18 protein-coding genes are annotated in these 19,014 nt (G+C 28.6%); 4 read left to right on the forward strand and 14 right to left on the reverse strand.

Annotated features, from left to right (window positions below; all coding sequences use genetic code 11):
- The first annotated feature begins 220 nt into the window (after positions 1-220).
- Positions 221-1,687 (forward strand): flotillin family protein, encoded by a 1,467-nt coding sequence (locus ACZJV1_RS12580; RefSeq protein WP_463650341.1) that lies wholly within the window; start codon positions 221-223, stop codon positions 1,685-1,687.
- A 63-nt stretch (positions 1,688-1,750) separates the two neighbouring features.
- Here ACZJV1_RS12580 and pepT read toward each other — a convergent pair whose 3' ends face one another.
- The 4 genes from pepT to ACZJV1_RS12600 all read right to left on the reverse strand — a co-directional run bounded on the left by pepT (position 1,751) and on the right by ACZJV1_RS12600 (position 4,961).
- The gene (gene pepT / locus ACZJV1_RS12585; RefSeq protein WP_463650342.1) at positions 1,751-2,983 is read right to left on the reverse strand and encodes a peptidase T; all 1,233 of its coding nucleotides are present in this window, start codon (positions 2,981-2,983) and stop codon (positions 1,751-1,753) included.
- Positions 2,984-3,292: 309 nt separating this feature from the next.
- Complete coding sequence (locus ACZJV1_RS12590; RefSeq protein WP_463652179.1) at positions 3,293-3,445, reverse strand: hypothetical protein; 153 nt, start codon at positions 3,443-3,445, stop codon at positions 3,293-3,295.
- 40 nt (positions 3,446-3,485) lie between these two features.
- Positions 3,486-3,806, reverse strand: a complete 321-nt coding sequence (locus ACZJV1_RS12595) for a rhodanese-like domain-containing protein (protein WP_411168246.1) — start codon at positions 3,804-3,806, stop codon at positions 3,486-3,488.
- A 228-nt stretch (positions 3,807-4,034) separates the two neighbouring features.
- Complete coding sequence (locus tag ACZJV1_RS12600; protein WP_463650343.1) at positions 4,035-4,961, reverse strand: DUF5692 family protein; 927 nt, start codon at positions 4,959-4,961, stop codon at positions 4,035-4,037.
- A gap of 220 nt (positions 4,962-5,181) precedes the next feature.
- Here ACZJV1_RS12600 and mnmH point away from each other — a divergent pair, with 220 nt between their 5' ends.
- Positions 5,182-6,288 (forward strand): tRNA 2-selenouridine(34) synthase MnmH, encoded by a 1,107-nt coding sequence (mnmH, locus tag ACZJV1_RS12605; RefSeq protein ID WP_463650344.1) that lies wholly within the window; start codon positions 5,182-5,184, stop codon positions 6,286-6,288.
- 74 nt (positions 6,289-6,362) lie between these two features.
- Here mnmH and ACZJV1_RS12610 read toward each other — a convergent pair whose 3' ends face one another.
- Both ACZJV1_RS12610 and ACZJV1_RS12615 read right to left on the reverse strand, forming a co-directional pair.
- Positions 6,363-7,232 carry a 2-oxoacid:ferredoxin oxidoreductase subunit beta gene (locus tag ACZJV1_RS12610; protein ID WP_460289344.1) on the reverse strand — a complete coding sequence of 290 codons (870 nt, stop codon included), beginning with the start codon at positions 7,230-7,232 and terminating at the stop codon, positions 6,363-6,365.
- Positions 7,232-8,911: a 2-oxoacid:acceptor oxidoreductase subunit alpha gene (locus ACZJV1_RS12615; protein ID WP_460289345.1), complete on the reverse strand. Its 1,680-nt coding sequence runs from the start codon at positions 8,909-8,911 to the stop codon at positions 7,232-7,234. Before ACZJV1_RS12615 ends, ACZJV1_RS12610 begins: the two co-directional genes overlap by 1 nt.
- Before the next feature lie 264 nt (positions 8,912-9,175).
- On the opposite strand from ACZJV1_RS12615, the gene ACZJV1_RS12620 reads away from it, so the two are divergent.
- Complete coding sequence (locus tag ACZJV1_RS12620) at positions 9,176-9,766, forward strand: DNA-3-methyladenine glycosylase I (protein ID WP_463650345.1); 591 nt, start codon at positions 9,176-9,178, stop codon at positions 9,764-9,766.
- 72 nt (positions 9,767-9,838) lie between these two features.
- Here the strand turns inward: ACZJV1_RS12620 and ACZJV1_RS12625 are convergent, their stop codons facing one another.
- The 5 genes from ACZJV1_RS12625 to ACZJV1_RS12645 all read right to left on the reverse strand — a co-directional run bounded on the left by ACZJV1_RS12625 (position 9,839) and on the right by ACZJV1_RS12645 (position 13,263).
- On the reverse strand, positions 9,839-10,021 hold the full coding sequence (locus ACZJV1_RS12625) for a DUF1858 domain-containing protein (protein WP_322412590.1): 183 nt from the start codon (positions 10,019-10,021) through the stop codon (positions 9,839-9,841).
- 68 nt (positions 10,022-10,089) lie between these two features.
- On the reverse strand, positions 10,090-10,641 hold the full coding sequence (locus tag ACZJV1_RS12630) for a hemerythrin domain-containing protein (RefSeq protein ID WP_463650346.1): 552 nt from the start codon (positions 10,639-10,641) through the stop codon (positions 10,090-10,092).
- A gap of 12 nt (positions 10,642-10,653) precedes the next feature.
- Entirely contained in the window at positions 10,654-11,289 is a 636-nt protein-coding gene (locus tag ACZJV1_RS12635) for a hypothetical protein (RefSeq protein ID WP_411168252.1), read from the reverse strand.
- A 95-nt stretch (positions 11,290-11,384) separates the two neighbouring features.
- A complete protein-coding gene (locus ACZJV1_RS12640) occupies positions 11,385-12,158 on the reverse strand; it encodes a histidinol-phosphatase (protein WP_463650347.1) in 774 nt (257 codons plus the stop codon).
- Between the two features lie 205 nt (positions 12,159-12,363).
- Complete coding sequence (locus tag ACZJV1_RS12645; RefSeq protein ID WP_463650348.1) at positions 12,364-13,263, reverse strand: hypothetical protein; 900 nt, start codon at positions 13,261-13,263, stop codon at positions 12,364-12,366.
- A gap of 129 nt (positions 13,264-13,392) precedes the next feature.
- Between ACZJV1_RS12645 and ltaE the strand changes: the two genes are divergently transcribed.
- Complete coding sequence (gene ltaE / locus ACZJV1_RS12650) at positions 13,393-14,433, forward strand: low-specificity L-threonine aldolase (protein WP_463650349.1); 1,041 nt, start codon at positions 13,393-13,395, stop codon at positions 14,431-14,433.
- A gap of 232 nt (positions 14,434-14,665) precedes the next feature.
- Here the strand turns inward: ltaE and ACZJV1_RS12655 are convergent, their stop codons facing one another.
- The 3 genes from ACZJV1_RS12655 to ACZJV1_RS12665 all read right to left on the reverse strand — a co-directional run bounded on the left by ACZJV1_RS12655 (position 14,666) and on the right by ACZJV1_RS12665 (position 18,860).
- Positions 14,666-15,310, reverse strand: a complete 645-nt coding sequence (locus ACZJV1_RS12655) for a hypothetical protein (protein ID WP_463650350.1) — start codon at positions 15,308-15,310, stop codon at positions 14,666-14,668.
- An 11-nt stretch (positions 15,311-15,321) separates the two neighbouring features.
- Complete coding sequence (locus tag ACZJV1_RS12660; RefSeq protein WP_463650351.1) at positions 15,322-17,472, reverse strand: hydantoinase/oxoprolinase family protein; 2,151 nt, start codon at positions 17,470-17,472, stop codon at positions 15,322-15,324.
- An 86-nt stretch (positions 17,473-17,558) separates the two neighbouring features.
- Complete coding sequence (locus ACZJV1_RS12665) at positions 17,559-18,860, reverse strand: transporter (RefSeq protein ID WP_463650352.1); 1,302 nt, start codon at positions 18,858-18,860, stop codon at positions 17,559-17,561.
- Positions 18,861-19,014: the final 154 nt, after the last annotated feature.

The following is a 19,014-nucleotide window of genomic DNA, read 5'->3' on the forward strand; positions in this document are numbered from 1 at the left end:
CGCTAAAAAAGTCAATGGCTCAACAAACTCGCCTTGGCGACTTTTTTATATTTATTATACAATATATACCTACATTTAAAAACATATTTTACCAATATATATATAAATTGTTTTAGGTTTATGTAGCAAAAAATCTTTGTAAATATTTCATAATAATGAAAAATTTATGATAAAATATAAGTGTAGAATTAATCTAAATTTATACAAGGGGGAAATAATAATGAATATTTTACTTGAAAAATTATTAAATGCACTTCCAATAATAATTATTGTAATTGTAGTATTAATAGTCTTTCTATCTTTTTGGAGAAGAGTACCTGCTGATAAAGCAATGGTAATCACAGGACTTAGAAAAAGAGTTTTAGTTGGAAGAGGGGGATTGATGATTCCCGTATTAGAAACATCTTCTACTATTTCACTAGAAAATATTTCAATGACAACAGATGTAAATGAAGCACCTGCGAAGCAAGGTATATTTGTAAATATAGTTGGTACAGCAGTTGTAAAAGTTAAAAGTGATAATGAAAGCGTATTAAAAGCAGTAGAACAATTCTGTAATGGTGGAGAAAAAAATACAGTAACCGTAATAAGAACTATAGTAGAGCAAATATTAGAAGGTAAGTTAAGAGGTATTATATCTACTTTAACTGTTGAACAAATAAATGAAGATAGAGCTTCATTTGAACAAAGAATTGAAGATGATATAAGAAATGAATTAGGATCAATGGGATTAGTTCTGATATCTTATACTATCTTAAAGATAAGTACTCAAGGAGGCTACTTAGAAAATAGAGCCAAGCCTCAAATAGCAGCAGCAAAATCTGAAGCAGACATAGCAGAAGCTGAAAGAAAAAGAGATACGGAAATTAAAACTGCAAGTGCAACAAGAGAAGGTCAAAAAGCAAAACTAGAAGCTGAAACTCAAATTGCTCAAAGTGAAAGAGACAAAAAAATCAAACTAGAATCCTTTAGAGCTGAACAGGACAAGGCAAAAGCAAATGCAGACGTTGCCTATAAATTGCAAGAAGTTGAGAATAATTCAATTTTAGCTGAACAACAAGCTGAACTTGCTGAAAAAGAAGCTTTAGTTGTAGAAAAAAAATTAATAGCAGAAGTAAAGAAGCCTGCTGATGCTAAAAAGTATGAAGTTGAAGTTGCTGCAGAAGCACATAAAATACAAGCAATTAGACAAGCAGAAGCTGATGCTGAAGCAATAAGAGTAAGAGCAATAGCTGAAGCTGATGCTAAAAAAATACAAGCTCAAGCTGATGCTGAAGCAATAAGAGCTAAAGGTTTAGCTGAGGCTGAGGCTATTAAGGCTAGAGGAATTGCCGAAGCTGAAGCAAAAGACAGATTAGCTGAGGCAATGGCTAAATATGGTGAAGCTGCAATAGTTGAAATGATAGTAAATAAATTGCCAGATGTAATGAAAGAAGTAGCAAGCCCATTAGAGCAAATAGATAAATTAACAGTAATAGATAATGGTGGTAGCCAAGGAGCATCAAAAGTTTCTAAAATTGTAACTGACGTTGCTGCTAATGGCTTTGAAGTGTTAAAAAGTTTAACAGGTGTAGATTTAGCAAATGTATTAAATAATTTCGTCAATAAAGATACTAATGTAATTCCTACTTCTAATAATATTGCTCCAAAAGATACTGAGGAAAAGGCATCAAACATAATAGAATAAATTCGCAAAAAATTACTACAAGAATTAATAAACTTGTAGTAATTTTTTTATTAAAAAGTATAACTATTTACTATATTTCTTAACTATATTAACTATTACATCAACAGCTTTTTCCATTGATTCTATTGGAACATATTCGTACTTTCCATGGAAGTTTTCTCCACCTGCAAATATATTTGGAGTTGGTAAGCCCATAAATGAAAGTCTTGCTCCATCGGTTCCCCCTCTTATAGGTCTTATATTTGGAGTAACACCTACATCTATCATAGCTTCTTTTGCATTTTCTACTATATGCATAACAGGTTCAATTTTTTCTTTCATATTTCTATATTGATCTTTTATACTTACCACTACAGTTCCTTCTCCATACTTCTCATTCAATTCTTTTTCTATAGCTTTAAACTTTTCTTTTCTTGCTTCAAAAGAATCTGTAAAGAAATCTCTTACAATATAATTTAGTGATGTATTTTCAACAGTTCCTTCTATATCTGTAAGATGTGAGAAGCCTTCATACTTATCAGTTTTTTCTGGAACTTCATCTAATGGAAGACTATTTATAAATTCATTAGCAACCATTATTGAATTTAACATCTTATTCTTTGCATAACCTGGATGAACATTAACTCCTTTTATTTGAACTTTTACTCCAGCAGCATTGAAGTTTTCATACTCAAGCTCTCCAAGTCTCCCACCATCCATAGTGTAAGCAAAATCTGCTCCAAACTCTTCAACATCAAAATGATCTGCACCTTCTCCAATTTCTTCATCAGGTGTGAATCCTACTTTGATAGTTCCATGCTCAATTTCTGGATGATTAACTAAATACTCTATTGCAGTCATAATTTCTGCAAGTCCTGCTTTATCATCTGCACCTAAAAGTGTATTTCCATCTGTAGTAATTAATGTTTTTCCTATATACTCTTTTAATTCAGGTGAAAATTTAGGAGATAGTACTACTGAATCATTTAACTTAATATCTCCTCCATCATAATTCTCTATAATTTTAGGATTTACATTTTCTCCACTATAATCTGGAGCTGTATCCATATGAGCTATAAAACCTACAACTGGTAAATCTCTGTTACAGTTTTTCTCTAGTGTAGCATAAACATATCCATGTTCACTTATTTTTGCATCCTTTAATCCTATTTCTTTAAGCTCATTGCATAGTTTTTCTGCTAAAATTAATTGCCCCTTTGTACTTGGAGTCTTTCTAGTTGTTTCATCTGATTTAGTATTTATTTTTACATATTCTAAAAATCTTTCTTCTACTCTTTTCATAACTTCACTCTCCATTCTTATATTGTTTTTTTACTCATTTAAATAAAATATACTTATAAAAGAAATTATCTTTATAATTAACTTTTACATATTTTATCTAACACTCTATATTTTAACACATATATATCTTAACTCTATATTCCTTTAAAAATTATATAAATTTTATATTTGTTAATTAATTTGTATAAATTCATTTAAAATACATAAACTATTTATGTATTTTATCTCTTTCTCTTTATTAAACTACTCCTAAAAAGGCTTCAAGATAATTTTCTTGAAGCCTTTTTGTTATTTAAAATTATATTTTGTTACTATACTTTCTCTTTATGTAGTTTTATCATTAAAGTATTCGTAAAATGATACATGAGGATCCCTTTCAAACATTATTATTTCATCTTCTTCGCTTAATCTTCTAAGTCTTGCTACTGCTGAAGCTCCTCTATCAACACCACCAATTATTAATATTCTTTTTTTCATACCTTAACCCTCTCAAAGGTTTTATTAATATATATTTATACTACTTTCTTTTACTTCCTGCATATGAGCCAACGCCACCAGCTACATTAACTACATTAAAGCCAAGCTTTGTTAACTTACCACAAGCTGATGAGCTCCTTCCCCCTGATTGACATAATATGTGATACTCTTTATCTTTCTTTAAATACTTTTCTGGATTTGATAAAAGATCTCCCATTGGAATATTTTTTGCACTTTTTATACTTCCTGTTTTATATTCATATGGTTCTCTTATATCAATTAAATCTATCTTTCCAATTAAATTATCAATATCATTTACATTCATAACTTTTCCTGAATTTTTATTAAATAAACCAAACATACTATTTTCACTCCTAAAATTTATTATTTTTTTCTTATGTGGATATTTTACATCATTAAAAGAGTTTTTTATGTAACTATGTCACATAACTTTAATTATTGTATTTTCCTACTGCTCATCTTAGTTATCAACTAAGAACTATTAAAAATATTTAAGCTTATACATTAAAAATCTTAAAATATAAATAAAAAGCGTAGAAACTTTTACAGTTCATACGCTTTTCGTTTATTATAGAGTAATATTTCCCTTTGCTAAAATTTCATTATATGCTTCTAAATCATTATGGATTTCAACTTTTAAAGGATTGCGTTTATATTTTACTATCTTATAGAAATGATAAATAAATACTGCTACATTTGATGCTAAGGCTAATCCACTTACTATCCATAAAGCTAATTCGTTATGTGATGATTTAACTGCAAACATTGATGTATCAACAAATGATGGGAAACACATAACAAACATCATCCATATTCCTAAAGTTTGTGCCCTATGTTGCAACCATGCACCTTTCTTTATAAAAAATGCTGGAATTGTACAAGATAATAAAAGAGCTAGTCCAGCATAGAAAGAATGATCTGAAACACAGTTATAAACATAAGCAAAATTCCATAAATCATAAGCAATTATCCAAAACCATAATTGATCTGGCCATAACATATCTTTATACTTATCTTTTCCTATAACAATTCCCATCCAACCCGAAATTGTTATTATATTTAATATTCCTGCAATTCCATTCATAATATTCCATGGTCCTCCAACCATAAAAACACCATCTACTAATCCATTTAAGCTATAACACTGAAAATCACGAATAACGGCTTCTAAAATATTTATAGATAATATTAATGGTGGAAAAATTAAAAGATATTTTTTAGTATTAGCTTCTTTAATAAATCTTAAAGCCATAAACCCTAAACATCCTGCCAGTGCTGAATAAACCTTTGCCCAATGGAACCAAGTTCCAACACTAGAACCCTTCCCTGCAGTTTTAGGCCATACTGCAAAAGTAAGAACTATTGGTAGAATTAAAAATATTGCTAGTGAAAACCATTTGTTTGAACGAGCAATTTCATTGATAAGAATAAGTCCAATTAATACTACAATCCACATAGCAAATGAATACCATGGGATTGCTTCAAATAAAAACATTATTAAGACCCCCTAAATAATTTAATTAATATATTTATCCCATACATATATTAACATTTTATGTAATCATTTTCAATATTTTTATATACAATTTCTTACATTAAATTTCATTAGTTTTAAGATTTCCCTTTATTATTATTAAATAAACTCTTATAATATTTAATAAAGCTTATAATAATAGTAATAATTAATAAGTATATTAAATTAAAAAGGACTGATTATGATCAATACTAAATATCCATTAACTAATGATTTCAAAAAAATTGTTTTAGAAGAAATACCACTTATAGATGTAAGAGCTCCTATTGAATATGAAAAAGGAGCATTTTTAAATTCTTTTAACATTCCTATTTTAAATAATGAGGAACGTCATATTATTGGAATTTGCTATAAAGAAAAAGGGAATGAGGAAGCTACAAAGCTTGGATATAAATTAGTTTCAGGTAAAACTAAAGATGATAGAGTAAACTCTTGGATATCATTTATAGAATCTAATCCTAATGCTATATTATATTGCTTTAGAGGTGGTTCAAGATCAAGAATTTCTCAAGAGTGGATTACAAACGAGCTTAAAAAGGAAATTTATAGGATAGAAGGCGGATATAAGGCCTTTCGTAATTATCTTATAGATTCATTAGCTTTAGAAAATCAAAATTATACTCCTATAATTCTCACAGGATTCACTGGTTCTGGAAAGACTATAATTTTAAATAAATTAGAGAATTCAATAGATTTAGAAGGACTAGCTAATCATAGAGGCTCCTCTTTTGGTGCTCATACTACTCCTCAACCAACACAAATAAACTTTGAAAATAATTTAGCTTATTCTTTAATCAAACATAAAGAAAAAGCCTTTAAACATATTATTTTAGAAGATGAAGGAAAAAATGTAGGAAGGAACTTTATTCCACTAGACTTATTTAATTATTTTCATAGTGGAAATGTAGTTCTTTTAGATGTTTCCCTAGAAGAGCGTATTGAAAATACCTTAAAAGAATATGTTATCGATTCACAAAAAGAATATAAAAATAAATTTGGTGAAGAGTTAGGTTTAAATGAATGGTTTAATTACATATATTCTAGTATGGACCGATTAAAGAAAAAATTAGGTGGGGATAGATTCAAAATAGTACTAGATGAACTTGAGCTTGCTTTTAAAAATCAATTATCAACTGGCAGATTAGAAAAACATAAAAATTGGATAGAAATCTTTCTTAAAGATTACTATGATCCCCTTTATAAATACTCTTTAGAAAAGAAAAAGGAAAAAGTTATTTTTAGAGGGAACTCTCATGAAGTTCTAAGTTTTTTAAATACTCTTGATTAATTATTAAAAATAGTAAGTAATTTAAAAAATTACTTACTATTTTTAATATAAATCTATTTTTCATCTTAGACTTTCTAATTATATAAAAACTCATCAACAAGCTTTTCAGTATCTTTAGGTTGCCATTTTCTATCTATCAAATTTGCACCTGTCTTTAATACTGGATGAGCTTGATGATAGCTTTCTTTAGTATTATCTCTATATATTATTCCTACTGGAATTCCTTCATCACCGAATTCTTCTGCTTTTTTAAGTGCTTCTACTTTATTAGTTGAATCATAGCTATCATCTAACTTATATATTCTATCCTTGTACCATTTAAAAGTATTTATTTTATTAAATACTACACAAGGTTGCATTATATCTATTAGTGAATATCCATTATGATTCATTGCTGCTTTTATTATAGATTTTAAATGCTCCTTATCTGCTGAAAAGCTCCTTGCTACGAAAGTTGCTCCTGCACTAATGGCTACTGCTAATGGATTTATTGGATTAACATATACTCCTTCAAATTGCATTGAAGTAACTTGTCCTTTTGCCGTTGTTGGAGATCCTTGTCCTTTGGTCAAGCCATAGATTTGATTGTTATGAACAAGATGTACCATATCTACATTTCTTCTTATATTATGAATAAAATGATTTCCACCTTCACCATAAGAATCTCCATCACCACTAGTTATAATTACCTTAAGATTTTTATTTACCATTTTTATAGCCTGTGCTGGCGGTAATGCTCTACCATGAAGACCATTAAATCCATTTACTTTTAAATAGTGAGGAGTTTTAGCTGCTTGTCCAATACCTGATACCATAACGACATCTTCTGGCTTTACCTCTAGTTCAGATAATGCTTCTTTTATCGCTGCTAATATACCAAAATTTCCACACCCTGGACACCAAGCAATTTCATCATTACTTTTATACAAATTTAACTCTAACATTAGAACTCCTCCTTTCCAATTTTCTTTACTATATCGCTTCCTGTTATTTGTCTTCCATCATATTTTAATATGCTGGAAGTCATTAATATCCCTGTTTCTTGAGTTATTAACTTACCTAATTGCCCTGTAAAATTTTGTTCAACATTTATTATTTCTTTAACTTGTTTTGAATATTTTATCAAATTTTCTTGTGGTAATGGATATATATCTCCAAAACTTAATGCTCCAACTTTTTTCCCCTGCTTATTTAATTCTTTAACAGCATCTTTTAATGCTCCGTAAGTTGATCCAAAACCTAATAATAAAGTTTCTGCATTCTCGTCTCCTATAAATTCTGGTTCTTCCATATCTTCTTTAATTAATAATAGCTTTCTCATTCTCTTTTTCATTTGAGCAACTCTCATTTCTGATGTTTCTGTTATATGTGACTCTTCAGTATGCTCATCACTATCTACTAAAACCACTTGATGCTTAGAGTTACCAGGAATCATCCTTGGAGATATTCCACTTTCCGTTATTTTATATCTCTTATATTCCTCTACTTCTTTTAACTCTTCTCCCTCTGATATATAATTTTCTATTTTTACTTTGTTTAAATCATATTTAGGAATAGTTATATTGGCATCTGCTAAATATTGATCTGTTAATAAAATTACAACAGTTTGATATTTATCAGCTAAATTTAAGGCTTTCACAGTTTTATAAAAAGCATCTTCTGCATTCCTAACACTTATTATAGCTCTTGGGAATTCTCCTTGAGATGCTGTTAATAAAAAACTTAAATCACTTTGCTCTGTTCGTGTTGGTAAGCCTGTAGCCGGACCCGGTCTTTGGGAATCTACTATAACTATTGGTGTTTCTGTTATACCTGCAAGACCAAATGCCTCTACCATAAGTGAAACTCCACCACCAGAGCTTCCTGTCATTGCCCTAGCCCCTGCATATGATGCTCCAATAGCAAAGTTTATAGCTGCAATTTCATCTTCAGCTTGATCAACAACTATTCCTGTTTCTACTTGCTTTTCAGCTAAGTAAGTCATTATACTCGTTGCTGGTGTCATTGGATAAGCTGAATAAAAATCTAATCCACCTGCAATAGCACCTAATGCAATAGCATTATTTCCATTTATTAATATATGCTTTGATAAGTCTGTCTCTTCCATTGAATACTTAGAATCAATTAAATCATATCCTAATTTAACTGCTTCTATATTTTTATTTCTTATATCATCAGACAACTTATTACTAAAATATTTATCTATACCTACTATATCTATAGAAAAGTATTTTAATACTGCTCCCGCTGCTACTGAAGTAAAAGCCTTAGATAAACTTAATCCTTTTGCTGTAGCTACTAGTGGTAGTTTTAAAATTTTTTCATATTCTAGCTTTATACCTTTATCCGCTATTACAACTCCATCATGCTTTAATCTATCCATATGATATAAAATAGTATCTTCATCTAAAGCAAGTATTAAATCTAATTCATTCTTATGTGAATATATTTTATTTTCTCCAAATCTGATTTGTATAAAGTTATGTCCTCCTCTAACTCTTGACATATAATCTTTATTTGAAAAAAGATACAATCCAGATTTCTTTATTGTTTTTTCTAAAAAATCACTTAGGGTATCAAGTCCTTGTCCTGCACTTCCACCAATTAATATATTGTATTCCATTTATACACCTCTTTTATAATTTATATATATCTTAACTACTAATAAATATTTTCCTTTAAAGGCTATCTTAATACTTTTATACTATGCATACACAACAAAATGATCATATAAAATATCTAATATTTGTTAATATTTTTATTTACCTAATTTCCTTATAAATATTTATTCTCCAAATAATGTATTTTTAAAATTATACCTTCCTATTTTATGGTATAATTATAAAAGTGATTTTTTGATTGCTTTCGGTATTGGAGGTATAATTTAATGAAAGAACATGATTGTATTCGTTGTGATTGGGCAAATCACAATCCCCTTGAAAAAATATATCACGACAAAGAATGGGGAAATCCTGTCTATGATGACAAAAAGCTATTTGAGATGCTTATCTTAGAAGGAAAACAAGCTGGATTAAGCTGGTCCACAATACTATCTAAAAGAGAAACATTACGTCAAGCATTTGATGGCTTTGATCCTGCAGTCATCATTCAATATGATGATTGTAAAATAGAAGAACTTCTACAAAACAAAGGTATTATAAGAAATAAACTAAAAGTAAAAGCTGTTGTTGAAAATGCAAAAGCATATTATAAGGTGTTAAACCAATATGGTAGCTTACATGATTTCTTTTGGAGATATGTTAATTATGAACCTATTCAAAATCACTGGACGGAAATCTCTCAGGTTCCTGCAAGAACAGAATTGTCTGACATGATCAGTAAGGATTTAAAGAAAATTGGCTTTAAATTCGTTGGAAGCACTATCATTTACGCTTTTATGCAATCTATAGGCATGGTGAATGACCACCTTACCTGCTGCTTTTTGTATGATAACAATAATAAAGTTAATCCGTCATAAAATAGAAAGACCAAGCAATCTTAAAATCACTTAGCCTTATAATTGCTTATTTAAAACTTTACTCAAACAATTTTAGTTATTTAAAGCTTCTAATAAAGCTTCTAAATTTAATCCGTGTACCATTGCAGCATCTGCTATTGTTTCTGCTTGAGCTGATGGACATCCTACACATCCCATTCCAAAGCCCATTAAAATTTCTGGTGCATTATCTTTTGCCTTTATAACTTCTCCTATTGTCATGTCCTTAGTTATCATCTTAATCACCTATCCTTATACTTATTTCTAATTATATTTCCCATATTTATTGTAATTTAAATCCTATATTAAATGCAATATTTCACCTTTAATTCTTCTAGTATAGCTAAATTTTCATCTTTTACATTTATATTTTCATCTTCAAAGCTTACACATTCTTCATTAATTTCTTCTATAGTTTCTTCTTTTAATTCTCTTTCTGCAAATTTGTATATTACATTATCCTCTTTATGGATATGTCTTTCTAAAAGATTTGTATAAGAAACTGCATTTGCAATTATATCTAATTTAGCTTCAGCATTTCCACCTTTTAAGGCTTCTAATGCTTCTCTTAAGTTTGTTACATACAATCTTCCAAGATCATGTTCTACAAGCATTCCATACTTAACTACTTTTTCTGCTGTTTCTCCTATTTCATCTACCATTCTATTAAAAAGCATTATTTCTTCTTTTTTATGATGATGAGAATCTGCATAGTTTCTTATAAAATGTATCATCTTATAAAAATCATCGTAGTTAACCTCTTCTCCTTCTAAAACTTTAAAACAAGCTTTTCTAACTACCTTAAGCATTTCTTTAATATTTTTGTGTTCTTCCATCATTAATTCTATTGCATTCATTTTCTTATCCTCCTATACTCTTTCTATTGACATCTCATCATTTTCATATTGAATATAATTGAACTCTTTGTTTGCTTCATTAACAAAAGCTTTTATCCATAAATTCCTTAGAGTATAAAAGTAATTTACATCTCCACCTATAGAATCCCAAATATCTTTATGAACACAAATTCTTCTTTTCCAAAAAACCTTATTTTCTTCCTGTGATAAAACTTCATTTACTCTATCACAAGGCATTCCATCTAATATATAGTCGTTTACTGCATTAAATATATCTATAGCATTTCCTAAAAACTTTCCTTCTTCTTTTGCTTCTTTAGCAGCTTTTATCCCTTGATTTACATATAAAGTTTCTAATTTATTCTTTGTATTTTCTTTTTCTAAAAGTTTAACAGTCCATGTTGCAAGTCTCTTTTCTGCTGAGTGTATTTTTTCTTGTAGCCAACCGTGAATATTTGATTTATCTATCATTTCTTCTAATGGAAGATTAGGTAACTTTTCTCCGTATTTATTATTTATTTCTTTTGATAAGCTTTCTATGTCTAAACCTTCATTTTTTGCTAAATTTATTATTTCCTCTTCAAGTCCTTCAAACCAAACTATTTTATTAAATAGCCAATAATGAATCTTTCCTAAATATAAACTCATCTTTTCTTCCTCCAATATCTATCATTAATTTTCTAATGATAGTGTAACATAGGGTTACAGCTTTTTCGGTAACATTTGTTACCCTTTAAGTAAATTTATATTTTATCTATTACCTTTAAATTTAAAGATTTCACAAACTCTTCACCTTTATTGAAATCCCTTAAATCTATTGGATTATGTGCATCTACACCTATTATTCTATCTACATTATATTCTTTTGATAACTCCCAAAAGCTTTCCATAGGATAAAAGTATCTTTCTCCTAAGTTATATTTAACTTTCCCTCTTCTAATACCATTTATGTTAATTTCTATTGGCATTTTTAATTCTTCTGCCTTTTCTAGTATTCTTCTTGCTGCTTTAATTGAGTGCTCATCCCAGTTTCTATAAGAAATTCCAAACAAATCTGGGTGAGCTATGTATTTAAAATATCCACTTTCCATAGATTTTATTACATAGTCTATGTATCTTTCTAAAGCTTCAGGTGTTAGCTTAACTCCGCCAACATATAACCATTCTCCTTTATAAGGGAAAAAATGCACTCCAAGAATTAAATAATCTACCTTATGCTTTTCTTTTAACTCATCATAAAGCCAATGATAGTCTTCAAAGTATTCACATTCTATTGCTTTTTTTATTTTTATTTTATCTCCATACTTCTCTTTAGCTTCATCTATTTCCTTAAAATAAGTATCAAAATCCTCATATGTCATTCTATTGTAATTATCTATATTTTTTCCTGGATGAGGTAGATGGTCTGATATACCTATTTCATCATAACCTTCTTTTATTGCTTCCTCTACATAATCTTCTATAGTTCCTATCGCATGGTTACATCTATAATTATGTGTATGATAATTAGTTTTCATTTTCTTCACCTATCCTTTTATCTATATCGTTAAATCAACTTTTTAATAAAACATCCTTTAATGTAAAGAGTAGATTTATTTCATACTTTATATAATATCATATCTATAATATAACTTCTATTTTAGAGGACTATATGAAAAGGCTATCATAAATAATTATTAATAAATTTTTCAATAATTATTTATGATAGCCCTTTTTATTATTTTATATAAAATCCATTCTTATTCCTTGAACTTCTATAATTCTTTTAGTTATCATACTATGAACTACAACTACTTCATCTCTTTCAGAAATATAACAATAATCTCTTACTTTAAAAGTTATTTCTTCTTCATTTTGATAATCTGTTATATATGCTTTATATATGATTACACTACTATTTTCAGACTCTCCAACCTCTACTACCCCTGTACATATACCACTTGTTTTTGTATATAACCCAAATATAACTTCAAAGAAATATATTAGGTCTGGAATAAATATTATTAGAATAATATAAACTTCTCTATCAAAATCTCCTAACATAAAAAAAATCATAAATAATAGCTTCATCCATTTTATTCTATTAACTCTATCTTTCCATTTAACCTTTACATGTGGTGAAAATTTAAATTTCATTCTCCAAAAGAAGTTGCTTTCTTTATTATACGTTCCAGGATAATCATAATCTCTTTTCCATTTCAATTGTCTATCCGTAAGTTCTAACGCTTTTGCTTTCCTTGCAATAATATACATTAAAATTAATAGTATTTCCATTAAAATTGCTGTTCTAAATAAAACTAAGTTTTTCATTACTACAATAGTAAATAGCATATAAAAAGCAAATAAAATACAAATTAACTTAAAAAATAAAGTTTTATTTTTAAGTTCTTCTAAAATTTCCTCATCTACATTTAGCTTATAATTTGCTATAGCAGCAATTCCTAATCCGATAGTTGGAATTATCATCATTATACTTGCAGATTCTATATCTATATTATAAAAAAACTCAATATAAATTCCTGTTAACTTAAGATAATAAGATATATTGCCTACTAATCCAAAAAGTAACCCTATGATTCCAAATAACATTATACCTTCTAGTCTTCTTTTTTCTGATCCCATAACAATCACTCCTTATTACTTAAAAATAACAATTCCTATATTATTTAAAAATTACTTTTATTAGCTACTTCTATTATATTATAATAGTTTTAATTATTGTTATAAATTTATGTAAATGAGGTGCTTCAATTGAAAAATTTTATAGATTTAAGAAGTGATACTGTAACTAAACAACCAAGCTTTATGAAAGAAGCTATGTTTAATGCTGAAGTTGGTGATGATGTCTATGGGGATGATCCAACTATTCATGCACTTGAAGATTTAGCTGCTAAAGTTATTGGAAAAGAAGCTGCTCTTTTTGTTCCAAGTGGAACATTTGGTAATCAGCTTGCATTATTAACACACTGCAAAAGAGGTAGTGAAGTTATTTTATCAGATTCTAATCATATCGTTGCCCATGAAGTTGGTGCAAGCTCTGTAATTGCTGGTGTCCAATTAAGAACTATTGATTCACAAAATGGTGTTATAAAAGCAGAAGAAATAGAAAAAAGAATTCGTTTTGAGGATGATGATATTCATTTCCCTTCTACATCACTAATTTGTATTGAAAATGCTCATTCTAGTGGTAATGTATTATCTCTTGAAAATATGAAAGAAGTTTATGAGCTATCAAAAAAGTATAACTTACCAGTTCATTTAGATGGTGCAAGAGTTTTTAATGCATCTACATATCTTGGAGTTGATGTAAAGGAAATTACTAAATATTGTGACTCAGTTATGTTCTGTTTATCTAAAGGATTATGCGCACCAGTTGGATCAATTCTTGCTGGAAAGAAAGATTTTATAAATAAAGCAAGAAAAAACAGAAAGCTTATGGGTGGGGGATTAAGACAAGCTGGCTTCCTTGCAGCAGCTGGAATAGTTGCACTTAATGATATGTCTAAAAGGCTAAAAGATGATCATGAAAATGCAAAGTTACTTGCAAATGAACTAAATAAAATTCCTGAGCTTAATGTTAACTTAGATAATGTTAAAATAAATATGGTATTCTTTAGCTTTAAAGATTCTACTATTAATACTCCAGCTTTAGTTAATTACTTCTTAGAAAATAATATTAAAATAAACGATATAGAGAATGGACAAATGAGATTTGTAACTCATTATTGGATTACTAAAGAAGATATATCTAAAATAGTTACCACATTAAAATCATTCTTAAATAAATTATAATTAATATATTTCTTTTATACTAAAAATAAATATAAACTTCATATAAGAAAACATAGGAAATAATTCTAAATTTCTTCCTATGTTTTTCTTATATTTTTAACTTTTAAATAAAATTACTTTTAATATTTTCTATAAAATCACTGTTGATATTATAGAAATACTAGTCATAAATTATACTTAACTTAAAATTTGATATATATAAGTGATTTATTAATATCTATATATTTTAATTTTATTCTTTTAGATATTTTAGCTCTAATTCTTTTATATAAACTCTAAATTCTTTTAGGTTAATTTTTTTATTTTCTATTAAATATATATAATCTAATATTTTAGGATGAAAATTTAAATTTAATAACTCTTTACAAAATGCATGAGCTGCTATTTCTCTAACTTTTAGTATTGTTGCTTTTCTTTTAATAACTCCTAGTAAAGTTATATCTATTTTGTCTAATAAATTATTAGTATTTTGGTCATTTATATATTCTAGGAAATGATAAAATTCATGTGCTAAATGAATTTTATATACTTCTTTTTTAGAAATATTAAATCCATATATTTTTAATATTTCTACTATTTGCTCCATAGAATTTTTATAAATTATTATTTGTCTTTCTTTTTCATCAAATATTATTTCCCCTCTAATATCTAGATTTTTAGACTCACAATTATCCTTTACTAATACAACTACTCCATTATTTTTTAAAAGTGAGTCTATATCCTCATTTTTATATTTACTTGCAATATCCCTTCCTATTTTATTAGCTTCATAAATATAATAATTTAATTTTTCTTTGGGTATCTTACGGAATAGTCTATCTTCTTTAAGTTCCAATAAGGATAATATTTCATCAGTTAAAAAATATAAATTTTTCATATAATAATCCTCTAAATTTCTTGAGTTGCTAATACTCCTATTTTGGTATCCTCATCTAAAAGCTCTATTTCTAAATTAGTTAATGATAATAATTGATCTTTATCAATAATGCCTGATAAATCTATAAGCTTTTGTTTAAATAGTATATACACCTTTGGCAGTTGAGCTCCTGCATCTGTGAATAAAGTATTTTCATCTATAAAGGTGCTATAATTTTTATAGATTTCATTCTTTGTACAAAACAATAACTTTCCTTTATCCTTCTGCAATCTTATTACCCCGTCTTCATCAATAACTCTTATTTTTTCTTTTTTACTTGATATTAATCCAAATAGCTTTTTAGTAGTTTCAATACATTTAAATATGCTCCATCTTCCTGTCTCACCAATTAAATTAATGTTCTCCTTTGATATTCCAGTTGAATCGCATACAACATTTATAAGCTCATCCTTTGATTTTTTCTCTGCACCAATCTCTTTAGTTCTAAGTTCTGTTGCTCCTGTTGCAGATGCCCTTAAAATATTTTTTTTAGCATCTACATCTACAGTGATTTCTACAGTATCTGGATTTGCTCCAGATTTTACAACTGCTTCAAATATATCCATTCTAATTTTTCTTATATCTTCTTCTGTTGGGTTTATAACACTTCTTTCTATTTGCTCTCTAACTAAAGCTAAAGCTACTCCTATTGTAGAGATATATGGAGCATTTTTTGCTATATTAAACTTTACACCCATGACTTCTGAAAGATATGGAGTAATTATAGATGCTGATCCACCACCTCCAACAAGCTTTATTATAGATTTATTTAATTTATATTCTGCAATTAATTCATCAACTATTTTTTTCACTTTCCCTATAGCTATATCCATAACTTTTGTTGCAGCTTCCTCTACAGACATATTTACTTCTTTAGCTATAACCTCCCAAGCTTTTCTTCCTTCTATTATATTTCCTTTTGCATAATCATTATCTGGTACATATCCTAAAATATTTGCTGCACCTGCTAAAGTTAAAGCAAAGCTTTTTCCATTATCACAATTAATAGCTACATAATTACATTTATCTTCTGGCCTTGGAGATATATAAATAAGTTTTGGATTAGATATCTCATTTTTACTTGCAAATATCTCATATTCCTTTTCTGCTATATGCGCACTTCTTGGTCCTACATCTACTATTTTATTATTTTCAATTACAATCATGCTTCCACCAGCAATCCCTAAAGTTCTAACATCTAAAGATCTCAAATAAAGTTTATGTCCCCCAACCTGTGAATTTTTAATCATCACTTTACCATCTTTTATAACAGAGATATCTGTAGATGTTCCTCCAACTTCAAAGAATATTCCGTCTGAAACCTTCTCATACATCAATGCCCCTGCAACGCCAGCTGCTAATCCTGATAGCATAGTAAGTATTGGTCTTTTTCTTACTTCATCAATTGTCATTACCCCGCCATCACATCTCATTATCATAAGAGGCTTTTTTATATTTGCATTTTTTACTGAAGTCTCTGTCATATTTGCAGTTTCCATCATTTTAGGAATTAATGCTCCATTTACTACTGCAGTTCTAGTTCTAGCTCTTAGTCCATATAATTGTGATATTTCATATCCTCCAGTTGCATATGCTCCATCTTTTATAGCTTCTTCTATTACAAATTTTTCATTTTCCGGATTATCAACAGAATAGCTTTCTGATGCAACAATTACTTCTGCTCCATTTTCTTTAAGCTGATTTACATAATTTCTTACATAATCCGATGTTATGTTCCCTGAATCCATATATCTATGTTCTGTGTATAAATATTTTCCTATAGATAATTCTATATTACCAACCCTAGTTTCATTCTTAGCTCTTTCACCTTCTATCCCTTTTCCCATTCCAATTATACCAACCTTTGCAACATCACCTTCTAATAAAGCGTTAGTTGCTTGAGTTGTTCCATGAGCTATAAAAACTACATCATCAGGAGAAATATTATTTTCTTCTAAAACTTTATTTATAACTTGTATTACTCCTTTTGCAACTCCTTCTTTTTCATGATGAGTTGTAGGTATTTTTGCTTTTCCTATTACTTCATAACTATTGTTATCAATTACTACAGCATCTGTAAATGTTCCACCAACATCTATTCCAATTCTCACCTTTTTGCCCATTATATTTCCCTCCTGATGAATTTTATAATAAAGGTGCGAATTTAACGCACCTTTTTATTTCCTTAAATTAATCTAATATTTATTTGTTAAAATATCACTATCGCCGTATAAATTAATGATAAACATGTTATTATAACAGTATATGGAAGTGTAGACTTTAATACTGCATTAACATCTACTTTTGCAAAATCTGCAACAATTACATTGTGAGTATTTGTTGGGTCTGATACTCCTTGTACAACCCCTGTTGATCTTAAAGCCATTCCTATTGCTGCAGGACTTAATGTTCCAGCTGCTAGCATAACATTTCCTATACCTGATCCTAAACCATATAAATTAAGAGGTCCTCTATATAATGCAAGTGGTGATGCTATAGTAAATATTATTACATATGATATTGGTGAGGTAGGTAATATAGCTCCTATAAGAGGTTGCATTAATGCTATTGTTGCAGTTGCAGATACCCCATTTAATAATATACCAATTCCCATCATCAATCCTATAACTCCTGCTACATCCTGAATTCCTTCCACAAGTGAACTAGTTATAATTTGAATTATTTGTGATGGCTTAGTTACTAAAATTGTATATATAACAGAAATTATCAATGAAAATTCTGTACTAAATTTAAAGAAAAATACTAATACTATTGGAAGTAATGGTGATATTAATGCAAATATATTTACATCCTCATGTGTCTTTGTTTCAAAGCTGCTACTTGGCATTGCCCATGTACTTCTTACACTCTTATTTTTAACATTAATCAATATATATGCAATTGTAACTACAGTAGAAATCAATCCTAATACTAATGATGTAGACTTTACAAGCTCCATATCCATTCCTATTGCATCAACATAAAATTTATAATTAGCAACATTAAATAATCCTCCAAGACCTAACCCCATAAGAAACGATCCTGCTGCAACCTTTGGCTTTATTCCAGCTGATAACATAAGCGGAATTACTATTGTTGCAACCATTATTACTGCTCCTGCTCCACCTAAAGCTGAAAATACTATTGCGCAAGCTGCCGTTAAAACAAATGCTATAGCTAAAGGCTTATCACCAGCAAGCTCTGCTGCTTTTCTAATTATAGTATTAGATACCCCTTGTTTCTGAATAACTTTTGCAAACATAGCTCCAAAAATAACTGCCATCATAGTCCCTGCTAGTCTAACTGATCCAGCTCCTATTACATGGCCCATCAGAGTTTGTCCACCCTCTTCTGCTGGAGTCATAAATGGAACTCCTGCAATTACCGCTATTATAACTCCTAATAGTGGCAGTGCTATAAGTGTCGGTAACTTTTTAGCTACCATAAGACCCGTGCATACAGCAAAAACTAATATTATAAGAATAACTTGAATATTAAAAAAATTCCCCATATTTCATTCCCCTTTTAAATTATTTTTTATAATTGCATTTAATAAAAGCAAGGTCAAATCTCATTACGTCATTTTTATTATATAAATTTATCTGATTCTCTCATATATCACACCCTTTATACTTTATAATCTACCTAATTGTATTCAATAAAGT

This window comes from Clostridium sp. LS3 (assembly GCF_055330225.1).

Excerpts from the sequence above, each read along its gene's own strand:
- ACZJV1_RS12580 (WP_463650341.1), top strand. The coding sequence starts at position 221 with ATGAATATTTTACTTGAAAAATTATTAAATGCACTTCCAATAATAATT.
- pepT (WP_463650342.1), bottom strand. The coding sequence starts at position 2,983 with ATGGAGAGTGAAGTTATGAAAAGAGTAGAAGAAAGATTTTTAGAATAT.
- ACZJV1_RS12590 (WP_463652179.1), bottom strand. The coding sequence starts at position 3,445 with ATGAAAAAAAGAATATTAATAATTGGTGGTGTTGATAGAGGAGCTTCA.
- ACZJV1_RS12595 (WP_411168246.1), bottom strand. The coding sequence starts at position 3,806 with ATGTTTGGTTTATTTAATAAAAATTCAGGAAAAGTTATGAATGTAAAT.
- ACZJV1_RS12600 (WP_463650343.1), bottom strand. The coding sequence starts at position 4,961 with ATGTTTTTATTTGAAGCAATCCCATGGTATTCATTTGCTATGTGGATT.
- mnmH (WP_463650344.1), top strand. The coding sequence starts at position 5,182 with ATGATCAATACTAAATATCCATTAACTAATGATTTCAAAAAAATTGTT.
- ACZJV1_RS12610 (WP_460289344.1), bottom strand. The coding sequence starts at position 7,232 with ATGTTAGAGTTAAATTTGTATAAAAGTAATGATGAAATTGCTTGGTGT.
- ACZJV1_RS12615 (WP_460289345.1), bottom strand. The coding sequence starts at position 8,911 with ATGGAATACAATATATTAATTGGTGGAAGTGCAGGACAAGGACTTGAT.
- ACZJV1_RS12620 (WP_463650345.1), top strand. The coding sequence starts at position 9,176 with ATGAAAGAACATGATTGTATTCGTTGTGATTGGGCAAATCACAATCCC.
- ACZJV1_RS12625 (WP_322412590.1), bottom strand. The coding sequence starts at position 10,021 with ATGATAACTAAGGACATGACAATAGGAGAAGTTATAAAGGCAAAAGAT.
- ACZJV1_RS12630 (WP_463650346.1), bottom strand. The coding sequence starts at position 10,641 with ATGAATGCAATAGAATTAATGATGGAAGAACACAAAAATATTAAAGAA.
- ACZJV1_RS12635 (WP_411168252.1), bottom strand. The coding sequence starts at position 11,289 with ATGAGTTTATATTTAGGAAAGATTCATTATTGGCTATTTAATAAAATA.
- ACZJV1_RS12640 (WP_463650347.1), bottom strand. The coding sequence starts at position 12,158 with ATGAAAACTAATTATCATACACATAATTATAGATGTAACCATGCGATA.
- ACZJV1_RS12645 (WP_463650348.1), bottom strand. The coding sequence starts at position 13,263 with ATGGGATCAGAAAAAAGAAGACTAGAAGGTATAATGTTATTTGGAATC.
- ACZJV1_RS12655 (WP_463650350.1), bottom strand. The coding sequence starts at position 15,310 with ATGAAAAATTTATATTTTTTAACTGATGAAATATTATCCTTATTGGAA.
- ACZJV1_RS12660 (WP_463650351.1), bottom strand. The coding sequence starts at position 17,472 with ATGGGCAAAAAGGTGAGAATTGGAATAGATGTTGGTGGAACATTTACA.
- ACZJV1_RS12665 (WP_463650352.1), bottom strand. The coding sequence starts at position 18,860 with ATGGGGAATTTTTTTAATATTCAAGTTATTCTTATAATATTAGTTTTT.